This window comes from Pseudomonas sp. GOM6, from assembly GCF_029537485.1.
Lineage (GTDB): Bacteria > Pseudomonadota > Gammaproteobacteria > Pseudomonadales > Pseudomonadaceae > Aquipseudomonas.
In genome coordinates, this window is the sequence record NZ_JARPUS010000012.1 from 73,776 (window position 1) to 95,714 (window position 21,939).

At 65.8% G+C, this 21,939-nt stretch carries 19 protein-coding genes; 11 read left to right on the forward strand and 8 right to left on the reverse strand.

Annotated features, from left to right (window positions below):
- Positions 1–7: 7 nt before the first annotated feature.
- Positions 8–1,171: a two-component system response regulator gene (locus tag P7A97_RS14925; RefSeq protein WP_277690754.1), complete on the reverse strand. Its 1,164-nt coding sequence runs from the start codon at positions 1,169–1,171 to the stop codon at positions 8–10.
- Positions 1,172–1,266: 95 nt separating this feature from the next.
- Positions 1,267–4,956, reverse strand: a complete 3,690-nt coding sequence (locus P7A97_RS14930; protein ID WP_277690755.1) for a PAS domain S-box protein — start codon at positions 4,954–4,956, stop codon at positions 1,267–1,269.
- Positions 4,957–5,362: 406 nt separating this feature from the next.
- Here P7A97_RS14930 and phhA point away from each other — a divergent pair, with 406 nt between their 5' ends.
- From phhA to P7A97_RS14945, 3 genes are all read left to right on the forward strand, one after another.
- On the forward strand, positions 5,363–6,148 hold the full coding sequence (gene phhA, locus P7A97_RS14935) for a phenylalanine 4-monooxygenase (RefSeq protein WP_277690756.1): 786 nt from the start codon (positions 5,363–5,365) through the stop codon (positions 6,146–6,148).
- Positions 6,149–6,219: 71 nt separating this feature from the next.
- On the forward strand, positions 6,220–6,576 hold the full coding sequence (locus P7A97_RS14940) for a 4a-hydroxytetrahydrobiopterin dehydratase (RefSeq protein WP_068828390.1): 357 nt from the start codon (positions 6,220–6,222) through the stop codon (positions 6,574–6,576).
- Positions 6,573–7,772, forward strand: coding sequence for an amino acid aminotransferase (locus tag P7A97_RS14945; protein ID WP_277690758.1), 1,200 nt, complete (start codon positions 6,573–6,575; stop codon positions 7,770–7,772). Before P7A97_RS14940 ends, P7A97_RS14945 begins: the two co-directional genes overlap by 4 nt.
- 222 nt (positions 7,773–7,994) lie before the next feature.
- On the opposite strand, the gene P7A97_RS14950 is transcribed toward P7A97_RS14945, so the two are convergent.
- From P7A97_RS14950 to selD, 3 genes are read right to left on the reverse strand one after another with little or no spacing between them, the layout of a single operon-like run.
- Positions 7,995–8,351 carry a hypothetical protein gene (locus P7A97_RS14950; protein ID WP_277690759.1) on the reverse strand — a complete coding sequence of 119 codons (357 nt, stop codon included), beginning with the start codon at positions 8,349–8,351 and terminating at the stop codon, positions 7,995–7,997.
- A complete protein-coding gene (gene mnmH, locus P7A97_RS14955; protein ID WP_277690761.1) occupies positions 8,348–9,445 on the reverse strand; it encodes a tRNA 2-selenouridine(34) synthase MnmH in 1,098 nt (365 codons plus the stop codon). Before mnmH ends, P7A97_RS14950 begins: the two co-directional genes overlap by 4 nt.
- Positions 9,445–10,479, reverse strand: a complete 1,035-nt coding sequence (gene selD / locus P7A97_RS14960; RefSeq protein WP_277690763.1) for a selenide, water dikinase SelD — start codon at positions 10,477–10,479, stop codon at positions 9,445–9,447. Before selD ends, mnmH begins: the two co-directional genes overlap by 1 nt.
- A 156-nt stretch (positions 10,480–10,635) precedes the next feature.
- On the opposite strand from selD, the gene P7A97_RS14965 reads away from it, so the two are divergent.
- The 8 genes from P7A97_RS14965 (at position 10,636) to P7A97_RS15000 (ending at position 18,711) form a co-directional block, all read left to right on the forward strand.
- Positions 10,636–11,487 carry a putative selenate ABC transporter substrate-binding protein gene (locus P7A97_RS14965; RefSeq protein ID WP_277690765.1) on the forward strand — a complete coding sequence of 284 codons (852 nt, stop codon included), beginning with the start codon at positions 10,636–10,638 and terminating at the stop codon, positions 11,485–11,487.
- A complete protein-coding gene (locus P7A97_RS14970) occupies positions 11,484–12,281 on the forward strand; it encodes an ATP-binding cassette domain-containing protein (RefSeq protein ID WP_277690766.1) in 798 nt (265 codons plus the stop codon). Before P7A97_RS14965 ends, P7A97_RS14970 begins: the two co-directional genes overlap by 4 nt.
- Positions 12,282–12,515: 234 nt before the next feature.
- Positions 12,516–13,343, forward strand: coding sequence for an ABC transporter permease (locus tag P7A97_RS14975; RefSeq protein ID WP_277690767.1), 828 nt, complete (start codon positions 12,516–12,518; stop codon positions 13,341–13,343).
- On the forward strand, positions 13,340–14,107 hold the full coding sequence (phnE, locus tag P7A97_RS14980) for a phosphonate ABC transporter, permease protein PhnE (RefSeq protein ID WP_277690768.1): 768 nt from the start codon (positions 13,340–13,342) through the stop codon (positions 14,105–14,107). Before P7A97_RS14975 ends, phnE begins: the two co-directional genes overlap by 4 nt.
- A gap of 99 nt (positions 14,108–14,206) precedes the next feature.
- A complete protein-coding gene (locus tag P7A97_RS14985; protein WP_277690821.1) occupies positions 14,207–15,553 on the forward strand; it encodes a 3-deoxy-7-phosphoheptulonate synthase class II in 1,347 nt (448 codons plus the stop codon).
- A gap of 55 nt (positions 15,554–15,608) precedes the next feature.
- Positions 15,609–15,914, forward strand: a complete 306-nt coding sequence (locus P7A97_RS14990) for an NIPSNAP family protein (RefSeq protein WP_277690769.1) — start codon at positions 15,609–15,611, stop codon at positions 15,912–15,914.
- Positions 15,915–16,024: 110 nt separating this feature from the next.
- Entirely contained in the window at positions 16,025–16,834 is an 810-nt protein-coding gene (locus P7A97_RS14995) for a transporter (RefSeq protein WP_277690770.1), read from the forward strand.
- A 167-nt stretch (positions 16,835–17,001) separates the two neighbouring features.
- Positions 17,002–18,711 carry an amidase gene (locus P7A97_RS15000; RefSeq protein WP_277690772.1) on the forward strand — a complete coding sequence of 570 codons (1,710 nt, stop codon included), beginning with the start codon at positions 17,002–17,004 and terminating at the stop codon, positions 18,709–18,711.
- Positions 18,712–18,784: 73 nt separating this feature from the next.
- Here P7A97_RS15000 and arsJ read toward each other — a convergent pair whose 3' ends face one another.
- From arsJ to P7A97_RS15015, 3 genes are all read right to left on the reverse strand, one after another.
- Positions 18,785–20,020: an organoarsenical effux MFS transporter ArsJ gene (gene arsJ, locus P7A97_RS15005; protein WP_277690773.1), complete on the reverse strand. Its 1,236-nt coding sequence runs from the start codon at positions 20,018–20,020 to the stop codon at positions 18,785–18,787.
- 9 nt (positions 20,021–20,029) lie between these two features.
- Positions 20,030–21,034: an ArsJ-associated glyceraldehyde-3-phosphate dehydrogenase gene (locus tag P7A97_RS15010; protein ID WP_277690774.1), complete on the reverse strand. Its 1,005-nt coding sequence runs from the start codon at positions 21,032–21,034 to the stop codon at positions 20,030–20,032.
- A 63-nt stretch (positions 21,035–21,097) separates the two neighbouring features.
- Positions 21,098–21,880 carry a metalloregulator ArsR/SmtB family transcription factor gene (locus P7A97_RS15015; RefSeq protein WP_277690776.1) on the reverse strand — a complete coding sequence of 261 codons (783 nt, stop codon included), beginning with the start codon at positions 21,878–21,880 and terminating at the stop codon, positions 21,098–21,100.
- Between the last annotated feature and the right edge of the window lie 59 nt (positions 21,881–21,939).

The window sequence follows — 21,939 nt, forward strand, 5'->3', positions numbered from 1 at the left end:
CTCTAGGTCAGGCAGTGGCAGACGCGGCCACATGGCGCTGTGCGACAGCCAGCTGCTCGACCTTGACCTGCAGGGTTTCATCGGTATCGGCATAGCGCCGGCTGATGGCCTGGAATTCGTCCTGCAGAGCCAGGAAAGCGACCACCACGTCAGGGTCGAAATGCGAGCCGCTGCCCTCGCGAATGATCGCCACGGCCTTCTCATGGGGCATTTCCGGCTTGTACACGCGGCGACTGATGATCGCGTCGTACACGTCCGCCACCGCCATCAGGCGGGCACACAGGGGGATCGCCTCGCCACGCAGGCCCTGCGGGTAGCCGCTGCCGTCCCACTTCTCGTGGTGACACAGGGCAATGTCCTTGGCGATGCGCAGGAAAGGCACTGGCATGCCCAGCAGTTCCTCGGCGTGTACCAGGGCCTGGTAGCCCAGGCGCGGGTGGTTCTTCATCACCTCGAACTCGTGCGCCTCGAAACGCCCCGGCTTGAGCAGGATATGGTCGGGAATGCCGACCTTGCCGATATCGTGCAGCGGTGCCGACTTGTACAGTAGTTCGATGCTTTTCTCGTCCAGTTGCCCAGCGAAACGCGGCTGTTCGCTGAGCTTTTCCGCCAGCGTGCGGACATAGTGCTGGGTGCGGCGCAGGTGGTTGCCGGTCTCGTTGTCGCGGGTCTCGGCCAGCGAAGCCAGGGCCAAAATGGTGACATCGTGCACCGCCTGCAGCTCACGGGTGCGCTGCGCCACTTCCTCGTCGAGATGAGCATTGCGCAGACGCAGCTGATCGGACGCGATCTTCAGGCGCAGCTGGCTACGCACCCGTGCCAGCAGCACGTTGGGCTCGAAGGGTTTGCTCAGGTAATCGACTGCGCCCAGGTCAAGGCCATGCTGCTGATCCTCGGCCTGGTCCTTGGCCGTCAAAAACAGCACCGGTACGTCGCAGGTCAGCGGGTTAGCCTGCAACTGGCGACACACCTCGTAGCCGTCCATGTCCGGCATCATCACGTCCAGCAACACCAGATCCGGCGGATTGCGCCAGGCCAGTTCCAGCGCCTTGGCGCCGCTGGAGGCCACACGCAGCTGGTAGTGCGGACGCAGCAGCTCGCTCATCAGGTGCAGGTTGGCTGCCACATCGTCGACCACCAGCAGGGTGGCCTTGTGCTCCTTGGGGTTCATCCGGGTTACCTCGCAATCGACTGCAACCATTAGCCCACAGCCACTCTTGAGCTGCTCTGAATAGGGCTGAATCGCGCTGAATTTCTCTGAAAGCCTCAGGCGGCGGGGCTTAGCCGCTCGCCCAGCGCCTCACTCAGGTAGGCCCTGGCATGGTCGAAGTCGAAGCCATCGAGCGCCTGAGCCAGATGCGCGGCATGGCTCGGAAAGGCTGCCCGCAACAGGGGCGCATGCGTGGCGAAACAGAGTTGCGCATCGGCATCGTGATCGGCCAACAACTCGCCCAGCTGGGTGCACACCTGCTGCAGCTGCCGCTCATCGACCTCACTGGCCACCTCCTGCACCTCGGCCGGCAACTGCAGCAGTTGCTCCAGCAGCGGTTCTAGGTGCGCAGCCAGGGCCGCCAGCAGCGGCTCGCATTGCGCTGCCGTGGCAGACCCGCGCAACTGCTGCTCCAGCGCCGCAGCGGCCTGGGCCACAGCCTCCGCCCCCAGGGTGGCGGCCACGCCTTTGCAGCCGTGGGCAAGGTGCCTGGCCAGGGCCAGATCACCTGTTTCCAGTGCCTGCGCCAGGCGCTCCGGCAACGCTGCCTGGCCAACCAGAAACTGCCCCAGCAGTTGCCGATACAGCGCCTCGTTGCCCAGCACCCGCCGCAGCCCGGCCGCCACATCCACCCCCACCAGCTGCAGGGCCTGGGCCGGCCGCACTGCCTGCGGCAGCTCCCGGCGCTGGCCGAGCCAGCGCTGCAGCACGGCCTGAAGGGTCTGCGGCTCGAAGGGCTTGCTGATGAAATCGTTCATCCCGGCGGCCAGGCAGGCCTCGCGGTCCTCGCGCAGGGCATTGGCGGTCATCGCCACCACCGGCAGCTCGGCCAGTTCCGGGCGCCGGCGCAACTCGCGAGTGGCGGCCAGGCCGTCGAGCACCGGCATCTGCATGTCCATCAGCACCAGCGCATAGCGCTGCCGCGTCAGGCACTCCAGGGCCTCGCGACCGTTGCCGGCGATATCCACCTGGCAGCCCATGGCACGCAACAGTTCGGCCGCCACCTGCTGGTTCAGCTCGTTGTCCTCCACCAGCAGCAAGCGCGTGCCCAGGAGAGATTCACCGTCCAAGGCGGTGCTGGCCAGGCGCTCGTCACCCAAAGCCGCCCGCGCCGGCTGCAGCCTGGCACTGAAGCTGAAGGTGCTGCCCTGCCCCGGCACGCTGCGCACTGCCACGTCGCCGCCCATCAGCGTGGCCAGCTGCTTGGCAATGGCCAGACCAAGGCCGGTGCCTCCGTAGCGCCGGGTCGTCGAGGCGTCGGCCTGCTGGAAGCTGGTGAACAACTGAGCGCACTGATCGGCACTCAGACCGATGCCGGTGTCGCTGACCGCGAACTCCAGGCACAGCTCACCCGCCCGGCTAGTCTGCAACCCCACGGCAACTTCGATACGCCCATGTTCGGTGAACTTCAGCGCATTGCTCAGGTAGTTGAGCAATATCTGGCGCAGGCGCAGGGGGTCGCCGTGCAGCTGGTCCGGCACCTGTGGCGCCACCTGCAGACTCAACTCCAGGCCCTTGGCCAGGATCTTCGGCTGCAGCAGGCCGGTGACTTCGCGCAGCAACTGGTCGAGGCTGAAGTCCTGCTGATCCAGCCTGAGCTTGCCGGCCTCGATCTTGGAGAAGTCGAGGATGTCGTCGAGGATGCCCAGCAGATGATGGCTGGAGCTCTGCACCTTGCTCAGGTAATCACGCTGGCGTTCGTCCAACTCCGTGGCCAGCACCAGGTGAGTCATGCCGATGATGGCGTTCATCGGTGTGCGAATTTCGTGGCTCATGTTGGCCAGAAACGCGGCCTTGACGCGTGCCGCCTTCTCGGCAAGCTCGCGCGCCTCGCGCATTTTTTCAGCGGCCGCCAGGCGCGGGGAGATGTCCTTGATAATCCAGATGGAGCCCTGGGTGAGATCTCCGGGGCTGACCGCGCGGGCGCTGACCGAGGCCCAGAACAGGCTGCCGTCCTTGCGTCGTACCTGCACATCACGGCGGAACGTCTGGCCATCATGCAGCTGCTGGCGAATGTCCAGCACCTCCTGCTCGGTCAGCGCCTCAGTGCCCCAGATAAAGGGTGACTGCTGCAGCAATTCGCCCTCGGCATAGCCGAACACCTCATGCAGGCTGGAGTTGGCCTGCACGATATGTTCACCGCGGATAAAGGCGATGCCGTAAGGCGCCGCCATAAGGATCGCCCGCTGCTGCTCGTGAGCCTGCTGCAGGTGGCGCTCATACTCGCGACTCTGGCTGAGGTCGCGGATCACCACGCACAGGGACTGGCGCTCATCGGTACGCCAGGGCAGCGCCGACACGCGGACCTCGACGGGGAACTCGCTGCCATCGAAGCGCCGGGCCATGCACTCGCCGACCTGAATCGTCTCGGGATTGTCGTGCAGCCCCTGAAACAGTCCGTCGAACATCTGGCTCTGCTCGGCCGACACCATCTCCTTGTAATGCTGCAGCAGCAGGTGCCCCTTGGGGTAGCCGAAGATGCGCTCACACTCGATATTGGCCAGGATGATCTGGCCATGTTCGTTGCACACCAGCATGCCGTCTGGCGCGGCTTCGACTATGCCGCGGAACCAGCTCTCGGTGGCCGCCAGCGAGTCCTGCTGACGCTCCAGCTGCTGCGTCTGCCGTTGGGCCTGGGACAGCAGGTTCTGAGTGTACTCGCGCTGCAGCAGCAGCCCCCACCAGGCACAGACCGGCTCGGGCAGGCAGTCCAGCAGCTCCAGCTGGGCCGCGTTTGGACGCTGTTCCAGATGGATATCGATGACGCCCTGCTGTTGACCGTCATGCAGCAGCGGCAGATGGAAGTGGCGGTCGGCGCTGCCGCGCGCCACTTCAGGCTCCTGCTCACTGAAGCTGATACGGATGACCGGCAGCCAGCCGGCCAGACGCTCGCTCAGACACCCCACAAAGGCTTCACGGCTGGCGCTGGACTGCAGCGCCTGGGCCAGTTCACCCAGGCGTTCCTTGGCCCAGCGCTGGTGAATCATCTGCTGATTGACCCGTCGATAGGCCTCCAGCGCCCTCGCCAGCGCACCCAGCTCGTTGCGTGCCTGGCAGCCGCTGATACGTCCGAGCGACTTGCCTGCCTGCAGGCGCTGGGTTTGCGCAGTCAGCACCCGCAGCGGCATGAGCAAGCCACGGCGCACGAACAGCAGCATCGCCAGCAGCACATAGGCTACCGCCAGCCCGAGCATGACTGCCGCCAGCAACTGAGCGGACTCGGCCTTGGCGATGGACGCTTCGACCAGGCGATTCTGGCGGGTGAAGATGCGGCTGCGTATCTCGTCCAGCAGCGCGGTGATCTGCAGCTCGCTGCGCACATAGTCGGTCTGTTCCAGACGCGCGCTGCGTCCATCAGCCAGACGCTCGGCCATGGCCCGCCCCTCGATCTCGATCTGCTCGGCGTTGAGCTTCGCGGCACGCTGCAACAGCCCCTGCTCCGTGGGCAGCAGCGCCTTGGCCTGCAACTGACCCAGCGCCTTGGCGAACAGCTCGCCCTCCCGCAGCTGGCGATACTGCTCACGGTAGGCTTCATCCCCCGAGCCGACGTACAGGCGGGCGAACTGGGTCAGGCGACGTTTGTCGCTGAACAGCTGCGCACTCAGGCTGGTCACCTCGAAGCGCTGCTGCGCCACCGCCTGGCTCTGCCGGTAATGCTGGTCGGCATACCAGACGCTGCCCAGGCACAGCGTGCCGATCAGCAGCATGCCGGCGGCCAGCCATTTACTGAGTGTGTCGAGGCTCATGGGGGGCTTCCCTCTGGTGGGTGGGCCGAGCGTCGGGCTCGGTCATCCGGGTTGAGGGAATTGACGCATGGGCGGCGTTGGCGGCGCTGTGAAAAACCCTGAATAGCCCTGAAAGGCCATGAAATGGCCGCTGCAGTGCGCTTCATGGCAGCCGGATGAGCTGCCCAGAGACGCCGATCTATTCGCGAATACGCACAATCAACCGTAAGCAATACGTTACAGCCTGCGTTTTGAAACCATCGACTGCGCTTCGTTCGCGCAGCATCGTAATCATTTATTTACACACAAGCAGACCGCCACGGACCGACATAGACCTGCAGCCGCCTGTAACCGAGCGCCGTTTGCGGTACTGCTAGAGGCCAACAACAACACTCCGCGCACCCGGCGCAGATGAGGAGGCAGGTCGATGAAAACCACGCAGTACGTGGCCCGGCAAGCGGACGAAAACGGCTTCATCCACTACTCGGACACCGAGCATCAGGTGTGGAACACCCTGATCACCCGGCAGATGAAGGTGCTGGAGGGCCGCGCCTGCCAGGAGTACTTCGACGGTATCGAGCAGCTTGCCCTGCCTGTTGACCGCATCCCCCAGCTCGGCGAGATCAACAAGGTACTCGGCGCCACCACCGGCTGGAGCGTGGCCCAGGTGCCGGCGCTGATTCCCTTCCAGACCTTCTTCGAACTGCTGGCCAGCAAGCGCTTCCCGGTCGCCACCTTTATCCGCACCCCGGAAGAGCTGGACTACCTGCAGGAGCCGGACATCTTCCACGAGATCTTCGGCCACTGCCCGCTGCTGACCAATCCCTGGTTCGCCGAATTCACCCACACCTACGGCCAGCTCGGCCTGGCCGCGAGCAAGGAACAGCGCGTGTACCTGGCGCGGCTGTACTGGATGACCATCGAATTCGGCCTGGTCGACACCCCACAGGGTCGGCGCATCTACGGCGGCGGCATCCTCTCCTCGCCCAAGGAGACGGTCTACTCGCTGTCCAACGAGCCGGAGCACCAGGCTTTCGACCCACTGGAAGCCATGCGCACGCCCTATCGCATCGACATCCTGCAGCCGCTGTACTTCGTGCTGCCGGAGCTCAGGCGCCTGTTCGATCTGGCCCACGAGGACATCATGGGTCTGGTGCAGCAGGCCATGAGCCTCGGCCTGCACGCACCGAAATTCCCGCCGAAAGCGGCGTAGAACTATCCTCCCCTCTCCCATTCATGGGAGAGGGAACACCTTGCACACCACAACCACATCAGGAGCCCGATATGACCAGCCTCGCCCAAGCCCAATGCGAAGCCTGCCGCGCCGATGCGCCCCATGTCTCTGAGGAAGAACTGGCCAGCCTGATCCGCGAAATTCCCGACTGGAATATCGAGGTGCGTGACGGCCACATGGAACTGGAGCGCCAGTACCTGTTCAAGAACTTCCGCCACGCCCTGGCCTTCACCAACGCAGTCGGCGCCATCGCCGAGGAAGTCGGCCACCACCCGGCGCTGCTCACCGAGTGGGGCAAGGTCACCGTGACCTGGTGGAGCCACGAGATGAAGGGCCTGCACCGCAACGACTTCATCATGGCCGCGCGCACCGATGTGCTGGCCAATGCCGCCGAGGGGCGCAAGTGAGCCACTTCAGCGCTATTGCCCAGGTACCGGGCGATCCGATTCTCGGCCTGCTCGACGCCTACCGCGCCGATCCCAATCCGGCCAAGCTGGATCTGGGCGTCGGCGTGTACAAGGACGCCAGCGGCCTGACACCCATCCCCCGTGCAGTGAAGCTGGCCGAGCAGCGCCTGCTGGAAACCGAACAGACCAAGACCTATATCGGTGGCCACGGCGCCGCCGAATTCGGCGAGCGCCTGCTGCAGCTGGTGCTGGGCACGGATTCGGCGCTGCTGCGCGACGGCCTGGCCGGCGCTACCCAGACTCCTGGCGGCACCGGTGCCCTGCGACTGGCCGGCGAGTTTATCGCCAGGAATCTGCCGGGACGCAGCATCTGGTTGAGCGACCCGACCTGGCCGATCCACGAAACCCTGTTCGCCGCCTGCGGCCTGCGTGTCGAGCACTATCCCTATGTCGGTGCCGACAACCGCCTGCACGTGGACGCCATGCTCGAAGCCCTGCAGCGTATTCCGGCCGGTGACGTGGTGCTGCTGCACGCCTGCTGCCACAACCCGACCGGCTTCGACCTCGGCACTGCCGACTGGCAACGCGTGCTGGACGTGGTCAAGGCCCGCGAACTGCTGCCGCTGATCGACTTCGCCTACCAGGGCTTCGGCGACAGCCTGGAGCAAGACGCCTGGGCGGTGCGCCTGTTCGCCAACGAGCTGCCGGAACTGCTGGTCACCAGCTCCTGCTCGAAGAACTTCGGCCTCTATCGCGAGCGCACCGGCGCCCTGATCGTGCGCGCCGACAGCGCCGGCAGACTGGCTGCCGTGCGCAGCCAGCTAGCCCTGCTGGCCCGTGGCTTATGGTCGACGCCGCCGGCCCACGGCGCGGCGGTGGTGGCCGAGATACTCGGCGATGCCGAGCTAAAGGCACTGTGGAGCGCAGAAGTGGAAGGCATGCGCCAGCGCGTGGCCAGCCTGCGCAGCGGCCTGGTCGAAGCCCTGCGCCCGCATGGCCTGGCCGAGCGCTTCGCACACATCGCCGAGCAGCGCGGCATGTTCTCCTACACCGGCCTCAGCGCCGAGCAGGTGGCGCGGCTGCGCACGGAGTTCAGCGTGTATCTGGTCAGTAGCGGGCGCGCCAGCGTGGCGGGCATGAGCGAGGCGCGCCTGGACTACCTGGCCGGTGCCATCGCCAGGGTGTGCCAGGCCTGAACGAAAACGCCGCCCTCGGGCGGCGTTTAGCTGGAAATGTAGCCCGGATGAAATCCGGGAAAACACGAGCCGAATAAACCCCGGATTGCATCCGGGCTAACGGCCTGCAGGCACCTTTCGCGGCTGAAGCCGCTCCCACGAAAGCCCAGGCATTCACTGTGGGAGCGGCTTCAGCCGCGATTACCCGCGAGCGGATAAAAGCATCTGGTCAAGACTCAGCGCTCAATCCAGCTGATCGTCGCGAATCAGCACATAGCTGCTGTCGGCACGATCGTAGACGTAATACATCTCTACTTTCATGCCGCGCATCACCGCCAGGTAGTCACCTGGCTCGGCAATGAAAAAGTCGTTGCTGTCGGCCTTGGCCGGGCTTTCGATACGGGCGTTGAAAAACAGCGCCGGATCGCTGCCGTCGAAGTAGTCGTCACGCTCGACTGCATCCCACTCGGCCGGCGCCTCGAAGGCGCCTTCGAACAGCACATGGCCGTCGCCCAGCTCCAGCTCCTCGGCGTCCGGATCGTTCTCGTCCGGACGGTACAGGGTGCAGTCCAGGGCGTCGGGGTGGTCTTTCAGTTTCATGCCTTGCTCCTTTCGCGCAGGTAGGCCAGCACGGCCTCCTGCTCACCGGCAAACTCGATACGCGAGGCCTTGCTCTCGCGCTGGAAGACGTACATGGGATCGTAGTATTCGCGCAGCAGACCTTCGATCCAACCACGGTGGGTATCCACCACGCCGCTGCGTTCCTGCTCCTCCAGCGCCTGCGCCAGTATCGCGCGCAGGCGCGCGTGGCGTTCACCACCCAGGCGCCGCTGGATATTATCCATACTCTGCAGCATGCGCTGGGCGAACAGGCTGAAACCGCTCTCCTCGCCATGCTCGCCGATAAACTCGGCGGCCAGGTCGATCACGTAGTCCTTGAGGATGCGCTCGACACGGCCTTCGACGCTGTCCTCCAGCCACACCAGCGGGTACTGCTGCATGCCCTGGTGCAGCGGCAACGGCAGCGAACAGGTGCCGATCAGGCGGCTCTCGTCCTCCAGCACGAACTGCTGCTGGCCGCGCGCGCGGCGCTTGAGCAGGTCGATGGCCAGGCGGTTCTCGAAGTCGATCTGCGCCGGCTGGCCGGTGGCGCGCTTGCCAAAGCTGGAGCCTCGGTGGTTGGCGTGGCCTTCCAGGTCGATGCTGTTGTCCAGCGCGGCGATCACCTCGGTCTTGCCGGTGCCGGTCATGCCGCCGACGATGACGAAGTCGCACTCGGCCACCGCGCTGTCCAGCGTCTCGATCAGGAAAGTCCGCATGGCCTTGTAGCCGCCGATCACCCGTGGGTAGTCGATGCCGGCGTCCTTGAGCCACTGCTGGACGATCTGCGAGCGCAGGCCGCCACGGAAGCAGTACAGGTAGCCGTTCGGGTTGGCCCTGGCGAAGGCCGCCCAGGCCTCGACCCGCTCGGCCTTGACCTTGCCCGACACCAGCTGGTGACCCAGTTCGATGGCCGCCTGCTGGCCCTTCTGTTTGTAGCAGGTGCCGACCTTCTGCCGTTCGATGTCGGTCATCAGCGGCAGGCTGATGGCGTTGGGGAAGGCGCCCTTGGTGAATTCCACCGGGGCGCGCATATCCATCATCGGCAGGTCGCCCAGGAAAATCTCGCGGTAGTCGGCGGTGTTGTCGCGCATCACAGCACCTCGACCGCGTAGGTCTGTCGCTCGACCAGCTGACCAATCGGGGCCAGATTCAGCCCCAGCTCGGCGGCCACCGCCAGGAACTCGGCTTCACCTTCGGGGCTGACGGCAATCAGCAGACCCCCGCTGGTCTGCGGGTCGCAGAGCAGGTCGCGCTGCGCCTCGGAAATCGGCGCGATCTTCTCGCCGTAGCTGTCGAAGTTGCGCAGGGTGCCGCCGGGCACACAGCCCTCGGCGAGGTAATAGTCGACACCGGGCAGGCGCGGCACGGCGGCGTAGTCGAGCTGAGCCGTGAGGTTGGCACCGTCGGCCATTTCGACCAGATGGCCGAGCAGACCGAAGCCGGTGACATCGGTCATCGCCCGCACACCGGCCAATTTGCCGAAACGACTGCCGGGCTTGTTCAGGGTGCACATCCAGTCGCGCGCCAGGCCCACGTCCTGCGCGCGCAGCTTGGCCTTCTTCTCGGCGGTGGTGAGGATGCCGATGCCTAGCGGCTTGCTCAGGTACAGCTTGCAGCCGGCGCTGGCGGTGTCGTTGCGCTTCATGTGCGTTTTCTGCACCACGCCGGTCACGGCCAGACCGAAGATCGGCTCCGGCGCGTCGATGGAATGGCCGCCTGCCAGCGGGATGCCGGCGGCGTCGCACACCGCGCGGCCGCCACGAATCACTTCACGCGCCACTTCCGGCGGCAGGACGTTGACCGGCCAGCCGAGGATGGCGATGGCCATCAGCGGGTCGCCACCCATGGCGTAGATGTCGCTGATCGCGTTGGTCGCGGCGATACGGCCGAAATCGTAGGGATCGTCGACGATGGGCATAAAGAAGTCGGTGGTGGAGACCACGCCGCGCTCGTCGTCGAGGGCATAAACCGCCGCGTCGTCTTTAGAAGCATTGCCGACCCAGAGTTTCGGGTCGAGGTTCTGCGCGCCGCTGCCGGCCAGGATCACCTCCAGCACCTTGGGAGAAATCTTGCAGCCGCAGCCGGCGCCGTGGCTGTACTGGGTCAAACGGATCGGCTCGCTCATTGCAGTCTCTTGGCAATTGCACAAAACAGGCGGCGGATTCTAGCAAAGCTACTCTTTATGCTCGCCCCCCGTATAATCGCCCCCTCTCACCTCCATGCGCCGGCCGCCACGCGGGTCGACGCTGAACCTTTTCCGCTATTGAACCGGAGAATCTTCATGCTCAAGCGTACCCTGGCGCTCGCCGCCGGCTTTGCCCTGTCCCTGTCCGCCACCCTGACCCAGGCCGCCGAGGTGCTGAAAGTCAGCGCCATCCCCGACGAGGCCCCCACCGAACTGCTGCGCAAGTTCAAGCCGCTGGGTGCCTACCTGGAGCAGGAACTGGGCATGAAAGTCGAGTTCGTCCCGGTCGCCGACTACCCGGCCGTGGTCGAGGCCCTGGCCACCGACCGCATCGACCTGGCCTGGCTGGGCGGTTTCACCTTCGTTCAGGTACGCCTGAAGACCGGCAATGCCATCCCGCTGGTACAGCGCGAGCAGGACGCCCAGTTCACCAGCAAGTTCATCACCGCCGACGCCAACGTGAAGTCGCTGGCCGACCTGAAAGGTAAGAGCTTCGCCTTCGGCTCGGTGTCCTCCACGTCCGGCAGCCTGATGCCGCGTTACTTCATGCTGCAGGACGGCATCAAGCCGGAAGCCTTCTTCAGCCGCGTCGGCTACTCCGGCGCGCATGACGCCACCGCTGCCTGGGTGCAGGCCGGCAAGGTCGACGGCGGCGTGCTCAACGCCAGCGTGTGGGACAAGCTGGTCGCCGCCGGCAAGGTCGACACCGCCAAGGTCAAGGTCTTCGCCACCACCCCGGCCTACTACGACTACAACTGGACCGTGCGCGGCACCCTCGATCCGGCCCTGACTGCCAAGATCAAGACCGCCTTCCTCGCCCTCGACCCGGCCAACCCGGAACACAAGGCGATCCTCGACCTGCAGGCCGCCTCGCGCTTCATCGAGACCCAACCCGAGAACTACAAGGGCATCGAGGACGCCGCCCGCGCCGCCGACCTGCTGAAATGAGCCTGCGCCTGACCCAGGCGCAGCTGCAGCACGCTAACGGAGTCCACGCCCTGCGCGGCGTGGACCTGGCCATTGCCAGCGGCGAACGGGTCGCCATCATCGGCCCGTCCGGCGCGGGTAAATCCAGCCTGCTCAACCTGCTGGCAAGCGCCCTGCCACCCAGCGCCGGCAGTGTCGAACTGCTCGATGAGCAGCCCTGGCAACTCGGCGCCCGCGCCCGCCAACGCCTGCGCACGCGCATCGGTCTGATCCACCAGGCACCGCCGCTGCCGCCACGGCAACGGGTGGTCACCGCCGTACTGGCAGGCAAACTCGGTCAGTGGGGCCTGGGCAGGAGCCTGCTCAACCTGCTGCACCCCGTCGATATCCCCGGCGCCCGCACCGTGCTCGCCCACCTGGACCTGGCCGACAAGCTGTTCGCCCAGTGCCAGCAGCTTTCCGGCGGCCAGCTGCAGCGGGTCGGCATCGCCCGTGCGCTGTACCAGAACCCCGAGCTGCTGCTGGCCGACGAGCCGGTCTCGGCGATGGACCCGGTGCTGGCCGACCACACCCTCGCCGTACTGTGCCGGCATGCCGAAGCCAACCGGGTCACCCTGGTCGCCAGCCTGCATGCGGTGGATCTGGCCCTGGCGCACTTCCCGCGCATCGTCGGCGTGCGCAACGGGCAGATCGCCTTTGATCGCCCGGCCGGCGAGGTCGACCAGGCCCTGCTCGATGCGCTGTACGCCAACGAGCAGTTGGTCTCGCCACAAGCGCCAACCGTGTCCCTGACGTTGCAGATTCCGCGATGCTGAACACAATGCTGCAGATGTCGCTTGTAGGAGGGGCTGAGCGGCACTACGTCTTGGCCGCGACGTTTTTGCGCTGCCTGGGTCGCGGCCTCGACGGAGTGCCGCCCAACCCCTCCTACTCAGGTAGAACCGAGTCTGGTGGGAGCGGCTTTAGCCGCGATTGGCGCAACGTAAGAGCATCGCGGCTAAAGCGGAGTGCCGCCCAGCCTCTCCCACGACACACCCCGAGGCAGCCGCATGCTGCAGCGTGACCGCCGCGACCCCGCCGCCCTGCCCCGCCTGCTGCTGACCCTGCTGGCCGTGGCCCTGCTGTGGCCGGGCATCCAGCTCAGCGAGCTGGACCTCGGCGTGCTGCTGGCCAGTGACAGCCAGAGCGAGATGGGCCGCTTCGTCGCCGGTTTCTGGCCCCCGGCGCACAACGCCGAGTTCCTCGACCTGCTGCTGCAGGCCACCCTGCAGACCCTGGCCATCGCCACCGCCGGCATGGCCCTGGCGCTGCTGATCGCGGTACCGGCGGCGTTGCTCGCCAGCCGCGCACTGTCGCTGACCGCCGCTTCGCGCGGTGGTCGGCCGAGCGCCCTCGGCCAGGCCCTGCGCTGGCCGGTGCGGGCCTTGCTGATTTTCCTGCGCAGCGTGCCGGAGATCGTCTGGGCCTTGCTGTTCGTGCGTGCCGTCGGCCTCGGTCCCACCGCCGGGGTGCTGGCCATCGCCATCACCTACGCCGGCATGCTCGGCAAGGTCTATGCGGAAATCTTCGAGTCGGTAGACCAGCGCCCCATGCACGCCCTGCTGCAGGGTGGCAGCGGCCGTCTGGCTGCGTTTGTCTACGGCATCCTGCCGAATGCCGCCGCCGAACTGACCTCCTACACCGTGTACCGCTGGGAATGCGCCATTCGTGCTTCGGTGGTGATGGGCTTTGTCGGCGCCGGTGGCCTTGGCCAGCAGATCGACCTGTCGCTGCGCATGTTCGCCGGCGGCGAGGTGGCCAGCATGCTGCTGACCTTCCTGATTCTGGTACTGCTGGCCGACGGCCTGAGCCGCCTGCTGCGCGGGAGGCTGGCATGAACCGGCTACTCAACCTGGCGCTGCTCGCCGCCATTCTCGTCGCGATCATCGCCTCTTTCGCCTACCTGGGCCTGGACCTGGGCGCGCTGTTCGGCCGCGACAGCCTCGGCCATATGGGCGCCTACGCCGCGCGCTTCCTGCAGCCTGACCTGAGCGCCGCACACCTGCAGGCCATCGGCCGCGGCGCCCTGGAAACCCTGGCCATGTCGGCCTTGGGCACCCTGCTGGCAGCCATCTTCGGCCTGCTGCTGGCGCTGCCGGCGGCCGGGCGCTTTGGTTGGCCGCTGCAGGGCCTGGCACGCCTGCTGCTCAATGGTTTGCGGGCGATTCCCGAACTGGTGTGGGCGGCGCTGATGGTGCTGGCCGCCGGCCTCGGCCCGAACGCCGGCACCCTGGCCCTGGCCCTGCACACGGCTGGCGTGCTCGGGCGGCTGTTCGCCGAAGCGCTGGAGAACACGCCGAAGGAGCCCGCCGAAGCCATCCGCCTGCAGGGCGGCAGTCAGGTCGCCGCCTTCTGTTACGGCACCCTGCCCAACCTGTTCCCGCAGCTGCTGGCCTACAGCCTGTACCGCTGGGAGAACAATATCCGCATGGCCAGCGTGCTCGGCTTCGTCGGCGCCGGCGGCCTTGGGCAGATGCTCTACGTTAGCCTCAGTCTGTTCCAGGAGGCCCAGGCCAGCACGGTGATCCTGGCCATGCTGGCCCTGGTGTTCGCGGTCGATGCCTTGAGTGGCTGGACGCGCCAACGCTGGGTGCGCGCCTGAGCGCATCATTCGCCGGCTCTATCGCGCTTATCGGCTGACCGGCCAGGGCTTGCGGGGTTACCATGCCCGTCCGCATGAACTAGCCGATAGCCGAGAAGCCTGATGTCCGCCTGGAGCCCCGAGAGCTGGAGAAGCAAGCCCATCCAGCAGCAACCCGAATACCCCGACGCCGCCCACCTCGCCCGCGTGGAGCAGACCCTGGCCGGCTACCCGCCACTGGTGTTCGCCGGCGAGGCCCGCGAGCTGCGCCGCCAGTTCGCCGAGGTCACCCAGGGCCGCGCCTTCCTGCTGCAGGGCGGCGACTGCGCCGAGAGCTTCGCCGAGTTCAGCGCGGCGAAAATCCGCGACACCTTCAAAGTGATGTTACAGATGGCCATTGTCATGACCTTCGCCGCCGGCTGCCCGGTGGTGAAAGTCGGGCGCATGGCCGGGCAGTTCGCCAAGCCGCGCTCCTCCGGTAGCGAAACCATCGACGGCGTGACCCTACCGGCCTACCGCGGCGATATCGTCAACGGCATCGGCTTCGACGCCGCCAGCCGCGTGCCGGACCCGAATCGTCTGCTGCAGGCCTACAACCAGGCGACCGCCAGCCTCAACCTGCTGCGCGCCTTCGCCCAGGGCGGTTTCGCCGATGTGCACCAGGTGCACCAGTGGAACCTGGACTTCATCGCCAACTCGGCCCTCTCCGAGAAGTACCACCAGCTGGCCAACCGCATCGACGAGACCCTCGCCTTCATGCGCGCAGTCGGTATGGACAGCGCACCGCAGCTGCGCGAAGTCAGCTTCTTCACCGCCCACGAGGCGCTGCTGCTGGGCTACGAGCAAGCCTTCGTGCGCCAGGACAGCCTCACCGGGCGCTGGTACGACTGCTCCGCGCACATGCTGTGGGTCGGCGACCGTACCCGCCAGCTGGACGGCGCCCACGTCGAGTTCATGCGCGGCATCGAGAACCCCATCGGGGTCAAGGTCGGCCCGAGCATGGACCCGGACGAGCTGATTCGCCTGATCGACATCCTCAACCCGGACAACGACCCTGGGCGCCTGAACCTGATCGTGCGCATGGGCGCCGACAAGGTCGAAGCGCACTTCCCGCGCCTGCTGCGCAAGGTGAAGGAGGAAGGCCGCCAGGTGCTGTGGAGCTCCGACCCCATGCACGGCAACACCATCAAGGCCAGCAGCGGCTACAAGACCCGCGACTTCGCGCAGATCCTCTCGGAGGTGAAGCAGTTCTTCCAGGTGCATCGCGCCGAGGGCACGGTGGCCGGCGGCATCCATATCGAGATGACCGGGCAGAACGTTACCGAGTGCATCGGCGGTTCGCGGCCGATCACCGAGGACGGCCTGTCGGACCGCTACCATACCCACTGCGACCCACGGATGAACGCGGACCAGTCGCTGGAGCTGGCCTTCATGATCGCCGAGACGCTGAAACAGGCGCGCGGCTGAAGCGCACACGGGGCCCAATGGCCCCGTAGTCTTATCTCCAGGCAAGGAGCAACGCGTGATTACCTGTTACCTCAAGTACGTTATCGATCCCTACAAGCTCAAGGAATTCGAGCACTACGGCAAACGGTGGATTCCGCTGGTGGAGAAGTTCGGCGGCCAGCATCACGGCTACTTCCTGCCATCGGAGGGCGCCAACAACATCGCCCTGGCCCTGTTCAGCTTCCCCAGCCTGGCCGAGTACGAACGCTACCGGCAACAGTCGATGACAGACGCCGAATGCCAGGCCGCCTTCCGCTATGCCGAAGAGACCCGCTGCATCCTCAGCTACGAACGCTCGTTCTTGCGCCCGGTCTTCGGTTAAGCCTTGCGCAGCCTCAAGGGCTAGCACCCCTCCAGCCTCTGGGTATCAGGGCCAGCACCGCGCGGGTTCCTGTCTAGACTTCCCCGATAAACCACTCGGGGGGATTCACGATGAAATACCTGTATTCGTCATGCCTTGGCCTGAGCCTGTCCCTGGCAACCGGTGTTGTACACGCAGCTGATGAGCCATCGGCCGACGAGCTGGCCAAGCAACTGGCCAACCCCATCGCCTCGCTGATCAGCGTGCCGCTGCAATACAACTACGACGAGAACATCGGCCCGGATGACAAGGGCAGCCGCCACACCACCAACCTCCAGCCAGTCGCGCCCTTCAGCCTCAATGAGGACTGGAACCTGATCTCGCGCACCATCCTGCCGCTGATCGATCAGACCGACATCGCCCCCGGCACCGGCAATCAAACGGGCACCGGCGATGTGGTGCAGAGCCTGTTCTTCTCGCCCAAGGAACCGAGCGAATCCGGCTGGATCTGGGGCGTAGGTCCGGTGTTCCTGCTGCCGACGGCCTCCGATGACCTGTTGGGCAGTGACCAATGGGGCATGGGGCCTACCGCCGTCGCCTTGAAGCAGTCCGGCGCCTGGACCTATGGCGCATTGGTCAACCACATCGAGCACGTCACCACCGACCAAGGCCATGCCGATGTCAGCGCCACCTTCCTGCAGCCCTTTTTGGTCTACGGTCTGCCCGGCGGCATCACCATCGGGCTGAACTCGGAAAGCACCTACGACTGGGAAGGCGAGGAAGCGGCCGTGCCCATCAACCTGCAGATGAACAAGGTCAGCAAGATCGGCAAACAGATGATTCAGTTCGGCGGCGGCGTGCGCTACTGGGCGGAAAGTACCGACGCCGGGCCGGAAGGCTGGGGCGCGCGGCTCAACTTCGTCCTGCTGTTCCCGAAGTGACCGCTGCAGACGCCAAGTGGATCCTCAGCCGGAAAAGGCTGATATAAATCTGCAAAACAACCTTCGCTGGGCTGCACAGAGAATTCACATGTTTATTTATTCGATAAATATCGGCAAACTCTTGTGCGAGAGGTAGAATCGCCCCACCCGCATCAGGAGTTGGCAACATGATCGAAGTCACCGAAGTCTCCATTGCTGAATTGCGCGCCGCGCTGGAATCCGGCCGCACCACGGCAGTTGAACTGGTACAGGCCTACCTCGCCCGTATCGATGCCTACGATGGCCCAGACACGCCCACCCGCCTCAATGCCGTCGTCGTGCGCAACCCCGACGCCCTCGCCGAAGCCCAGGCCTCCGATGCCCGCCGTGCCAGTGGTAAAACGCTCGGCCCACTGGACGGCATCCCCTACACCGCCAAGGACAGCTACCTGGTCAAAGGCCTGACCGCCGCCTCCGGCAGCCCGGCGTTCAAGGATCTGGTCGCCCAACGCGACGCTTTTACCGTTGAGCGCCTGCGCGCCGCCGGCGCCATTTGCCTGGGCAAGACCAACATGCCGCCCATGGCCAACGGCGGCATGCAGCGCGGCGTGTATGGCCGTGCCGAGAGCCCCTACAACGCCGCCTACCTGACCGCACCCTTCGCCTCCGGTTCGTCCAACGGCGCCGGCACCGCGACCGCCGCCAGCTTCGCCGCCTTTGGCCTGGCCGAAGAGACCTGGTCCAGCGGACGCGGCCCGGCCTCGAACAACGGCCTGTGCGCCTACACCCCGTCGCGCGGAGTGATCTCGGTGCGCGGCAACTGGCCGCTAACGCCGACCATGGACGTGGTGGTGCCCTACGCGCGCACCATGGCCGACCTTCTGGAAGTGCTGGAGGCCGTAGTCGCCGACGACCCGGATACTCGCGGCGACCTGTGGCGTCTGCAGCCATGGGTACCGATTCCCAAGGCCTCGGAAGTACGTCCGGCGTCCTATCTGGATCTCGCTGCGCAGGCGGACGCCCTCAAGGGCAAGCGCCTGGGTGTACCACGCATGTTCATCAATAAGGATGAACTGGCCGGCACCAGCGACAACCCTGGTATCGGCGGTCCCACCGGTCAGCGCATCCACACCCGCGCCGCGGTGATCGATCTCTGGGAAGCCGCACGCCAGGCCCTGGAAGCGGCCGGCGCCGAAGTGATCGAAGTGGATTTCCCGCTGGTGTCCAACTGTGAGGGCGACCGCCCCGGCGCACCGACCGTGTTCAACCGCGGCATCGTCACCCCGGAATTCCTACACGACGAGCTATGGGAACTGTCCGGCTGGGCCTTCGACGACTTCCTGCGCGCCAACGGCGATCCCAAGTTGAACCGACTGGCGGACGTCGATGGCCCGCAGATCTTCCCGCACGACCCGGGCACCCTGCCCAACCGCGAGGGCGACCTGGCCGCCGGCATGGACGAATACGTCAACATGGCCAAGCGCGGCATCAAGAGCTGGGAGCAGATCGCTACCCTGCCGGACGGCCTGCGTGGGCTGGAAAAAACCCGCAAGCTCGACCTGGAAGACTGGATGGACGCGCTCAAGCTCGACGCCGTGCTGTTCCCCACCGTCGCCGACGTCGGCCCGGCGGATGCCGATATCAATCCGGCTTCGGCCGACATTGCCTGGAGCAACGGCGTCTGGGTCGCCAACGGCAACCTGGCCATCCGTCACCTGGGCGTGCCCACCGTCACCGTGCCCATGGGCGTGATGGCCGATATAGGCATGCCGGTCGGCCTGACCTTCGCCAGCCGCGCCTACGACGACAACAACCTGCTACGCCTCGCCTCGGCCTATGAAGCGACTGGCAGCAAGCGTCTGGTCCCGCCGCGCACCCCGCCGCTGCCACGCGGCTGAGGTTCGGCACCGACGGGGCTGGCACGGATGTGTCAGCCCCGTCTTGTTTTAGGCACCTGGCAAAGCGGGATATTCAGTCTCGGCTCCCCTGCCGAGGCGCCTGGTGCCTGGGCAGGCCACTGGAAATCAGCGCGGCGGCCAGCACGAAGGCGCTGGAGACCCACAGGCAGGCCTCTAGTCCGTAGACCTGGAACACCCAGCCCGACAGCAGCGTACCGATCAGCCGGCCCAGGGCGTTGGACATGTAATAGAAGCCCACATCCAGCGACACCCCATCTTCCTTGGCGTAACTGACGATCAGATAGCTGTGCAGCGACGAATTCACCGCGAACAGCACGCCGAATAGCATCAGCCCACCGAGTAGCACCACCTGCGCCGACCAGCCGGCCCCCAGCCCCAGGGCAATCAGCGCCGGCAGGCCTGCCAGGGCCAGCGCCCAGGCGCACGCGGCGCGGCCGTCAGGCACATGGCCGCGGCGTTTGCCGGTAATGCGCGGCGCGAAGGACTGCACAATGCCGTAGCCGATGATCCAGGCGGCCAGAAAGCCGCCGACCTGCCAGAAGTCCCAGCCGAACACCGTGCTCAGGTACACCGGCAGCGCCACCACGAACCACACGTCGCGCGCGCCGAACAAAAACAAGCGGGCGGCCGACAGGATGTTGATCGCCCGGCTCTTCGACAGCAGGTCGCGGAACTTCGGCTTCGCCTTGGCTTTGCCCAGGTCCTTCTTCAGCAGCACCAGGCTGCCCAGCCAGATCAGCGCCAGCACGGCGGCCATCGCCAGCACCGCGCCGCTGAAGCCGAGCAGCGCCAGCAGCGCGCCGCCGAGGAAGAAGCCGACGCCCTTGAGCGCATTCTTCGAGCCGGTGAGGATGGCCACCCACTGGTACAGCGTGCCCTGCTGGCTGTCCGGCACCAGGAGCTTGATCGAGCTCTTGGCGCTCATCTTGTTGAGATCCTTGGCGATACCCGACAGCGCCTGGGCGCCCATCACCCAGGGCACGGTCAGCCAGGCGGCAGGCACCGTGAGCATCAGCAGGGCCAGCACCTGCAGGCCCAGGCCAATGTTCATGGTGCGGTTCAGGCCCAGGCGCGCGCCAAGGTAGCCGCCAACCAGGTTGGTGACCACGCCGAAGATCTCGTAGAACAGGAACAGCGCGGCAATCTGCAGCGGCGTGTAGCCCAGGCCGTGGAAATGCAGCACCACCAGCATGCGCAGGGCGCCGTCGGTGAGGGTGAAGGCCCAGTAGTTGCCGGTGACCAGCAGATACTGGCGGACTTGCGCAGGCAGGGCTGACAACGCCTTCATGATCGCCGATTACCCCGCCGCGCCGACCAGCCGCGCCAGCTCCACCGCGCGGTTGGCATAGCCCCACTCGTTGTCGTACCAGGCATAGACCTTCACCTGGGTGCCATTGACCACCAGGGTCGATAGCGCATCGATGATCGAGGAGCGCGGGTCGGTGCGGTAGTCGATGGACACCAGCGGGCGTTCCTCGTAGCCCAGGATGTTCTTCAGCGGGCCTTCGGCGGCCGCCTTGAGCAGCGCGTTGACCTCCTCGGCGCTAGTCGCGCGCTCGACCTCGAACACGCAGTCGGTCAGCGAGGCGTTGGCCAGCGGCACGCGCACGGCGTGGCCGTTCAGTTTGCCGCGCAGCTCGGGGAAGATTTCGGCGATGGCCGTGGCCGAGCCGGTGGTGGTCGGGATCAGGCTCATGCCCGAGGCACGGGCGCGGCGCAGGTCCTTGTGCGGCGTATCGAGGATGCTCTGGGTGTTGGTCAGGTCGTGGATGGTGGTGATCGAGCCGTGGCGGATGCCCAGCGCTTCGTGGATCACCTTGACCACCGGTGCCAGGCAGTTGGTGGTGCAGGAAGCGGCGGTGACGATGCGGTGCTGCGCCGGGTCGAACAGCTGCTGGTTGACGCCCATCACCACGTTCAGCGCGCCCGGCTCCTTGACCGGCGCACAGACCACCACGCGCTTCACGCCCTGCTCCAGGTAGGCCTGCAGCACGGCGACCGTCTTCATCTTGCCGCTGGCTTCGAGCACCAGGTCGCAGCCACTCCAGTCGGTGTCGGCGATGGCCTTGTTGGCGGTCACGCGGATGCGCTTGCCGTCGATCACCACGGCGTCGCCGTCGCTGCCCGCTTCGTGCTGCCAGCGGCCGTGCACCGAGTCGAAATTCAGCAGGTGGGCATGGGTGGCGGCGTCGCCGGCCGGGTCGTTGATCTGCACGAACTCCAGTTCCGGCCAGTTCCAGGCGGCGCGCAGGGCCAGGCGGCCGATGCGGCCGAAACCGTTGATGCCTACTTTGATGCTCATGGTGAGTCCTCGTTAATAGCGAAGCGGATGATGGGAAGCGCTCGGGTGTTCGGCGGCAGGCCTTCAGGCACAGAGGGGCTTGCGCCCCGGCCGATCGCGCATCTGCCAGAGGCGCTGTACGTCCTGACGCAACCATTCGGCGTTGTTGTCCAGGGTTTGCTTGAGTACATCGCCCACCCACTCCGGCAAGTTCGGATGCAGGCGGTAGTAGACCCACTGGCCGTTGCGCCGGTCCTCCAGCAGGCCGCAGCCGCGCAGCAGGGCCAGGTGCCGGGAAATCTTCGGCTGCGCCTCTTGCAGGGCGGAGGTCAGCTCGCAGACACACAGTTCCTGCTCCAGGGTGACCAGCAGGGCGATACGCGCGCGCGTCTCGTCGGCCAGGCATTTGAACAGCTCGGTGGGTGACGTCAGGCCTTCGTTCACCAGCGCCGGGGCTGGCTTGCTCTTGATCAGTACGAACATCTTCAGCCGTTCGTGAATTTCATGCAGGGTCTTGCGGTAAGCATCCGGCCTGGCGCTGGTCGCGGGGTCTTCGAAGCTCCAGGTGATGTATTCGCCCGCGCCGGGCAACGCCAGGCACTCCAAGGCAGACTTGTCGCACAGGGTGATCACGTAATCGAACGGCTCGCCCGTCACCTGCTCGACCGCCTTGCTGAACAGCCCTGCGGTGGAGATGCCCAGCTGCTCCAGCGCCTGCCGGGTGCGCGGGTCCACCTCGGTAGGCGCGGTGCCCGCACTAAAGGCCTCGAAATGCTCCGAATCGAGGTGGCGCAGCAGCGCTTCGGCCATCTGCGAGCGCGACGAATTGGCCACGCACAGGAACAGGACGCGTTTTTTCTGGCTCATGTTGATCTCGGACAAGAGGCTCGGCAGCGAATATAGTATTTTCCGAATATACGGTAAAT

Bases quoted from the DNA above. Each gene is read 5' to 3' on its own strand.
- P7A97_RS14925 (WP_277690754.1), bottom strand. From the start codon at position 1,171: ATGAACCCCAAGGAGCACAAGGCCACCCTGCTGGTGGTCGACGATGTG.
- P7A97_RS14930 (WP_277690755.1), bottom strand. From the start codon at position 4,956: ATGAGCCTCGACACACTCAGTAAATGGCTGGCCGCCGGCATGCTGCTG.
- phhA (WP_277690756.1), top strand. From the start codon at position 5,363: ATGAAAACCACGCAGTACGTGGCCCGGCAAGCGGACGAAAACGGCTTC.
- P7A97_RS14940 (WP_068828390.1), top strand. From the start codon at position 6,220: ATGACCAGCCTCGCCCAAGCCCAATGCGAAGCCTGCCGCGCCGATGCG.
- P7A97_RS14950 (WP_277690759.1), bottom strand. From the start codon at position 8,351: ATGAAACTGAAAGACCACCCCGACGCCCTGGACTGCACCCTGTACCGT.
- mnmH (WP_277690761.1), bottom strand. From the start codon at position 9,445: ATGCGCGACAACACCGCCGACTACCGCGAGATTTTCCTGGGCGACCTG.
- selD (WP_277690763.1), bottom strand. From the start codon at position 10,479: ATGAGCGAGCCGATCCGTTTGACCCAGTACAGCCACGGCGCCGGCTGC.
- P7A97_RS14965 (WP_277690765.1), top strand. From the start codon at position 10,636: ATGCTCAAGCGTACCCTGGCGCTCGCCGCCGGCTTTGCCCTGTCCCTG.
- P7A97_RS14970 (WP_277690766.1), top strand. From the start codon at position 11,484: ATGAGCCTGCGCCTGACCCAGGCGCAGCTGCAGCACGCTAACGGAGTC.
- P7A97_RS14975 (WP_277690767.1), top strand. From the start codon at position 12,516: ATGCTGCAGCGTGACCGCCGCGACCCCGCCGCCCTGCCCCGCCTGCTG.
- phnE (WP_277690768.1), top strand. From the start codon at position 13,340: ATGAACCGGCTACTCAACCTGGCGCTGCTCGCCGCCATTCTCGTCGCG.
- P7A97_RS14995 (WP_277690770.1), top strand. From the start codon at position 16,025: ATGAAATACCTGTATTCGTCATGCCTTGGCCTGAGCCTGTCCCTGGCA.
- P7A97_RS15000 (WP_277690772.1), top strand. From the start codon at position 17,002: ATGATCGAAGTCACCGAAGTCTCCATTGCTGAATTGCGCGCCGCGCTG.
- arsJ (WP_277690773.1), bottom strand. From the start codon at position 20,020: ATGAAGGCGTTGTCAGCCCTGCCTGCGCAAGTCCGCCAGTATCTGCTG.
- P7A97_RS15010 (WP_277690774.1), bottom strand. From the start codon at position 21,034: ATGAGCATCAAAGTAGGCATCAACGGTTTCGGCCGCATCGGCCGCCTG.
- P7A97_RS15015 (WP_277690776.1), bottom strand. From the start codon at position 21,880: ATGAGCCAGAAAAAACGCGTCCTGTTCCTGTGCGTGGCCAATTCGTCG.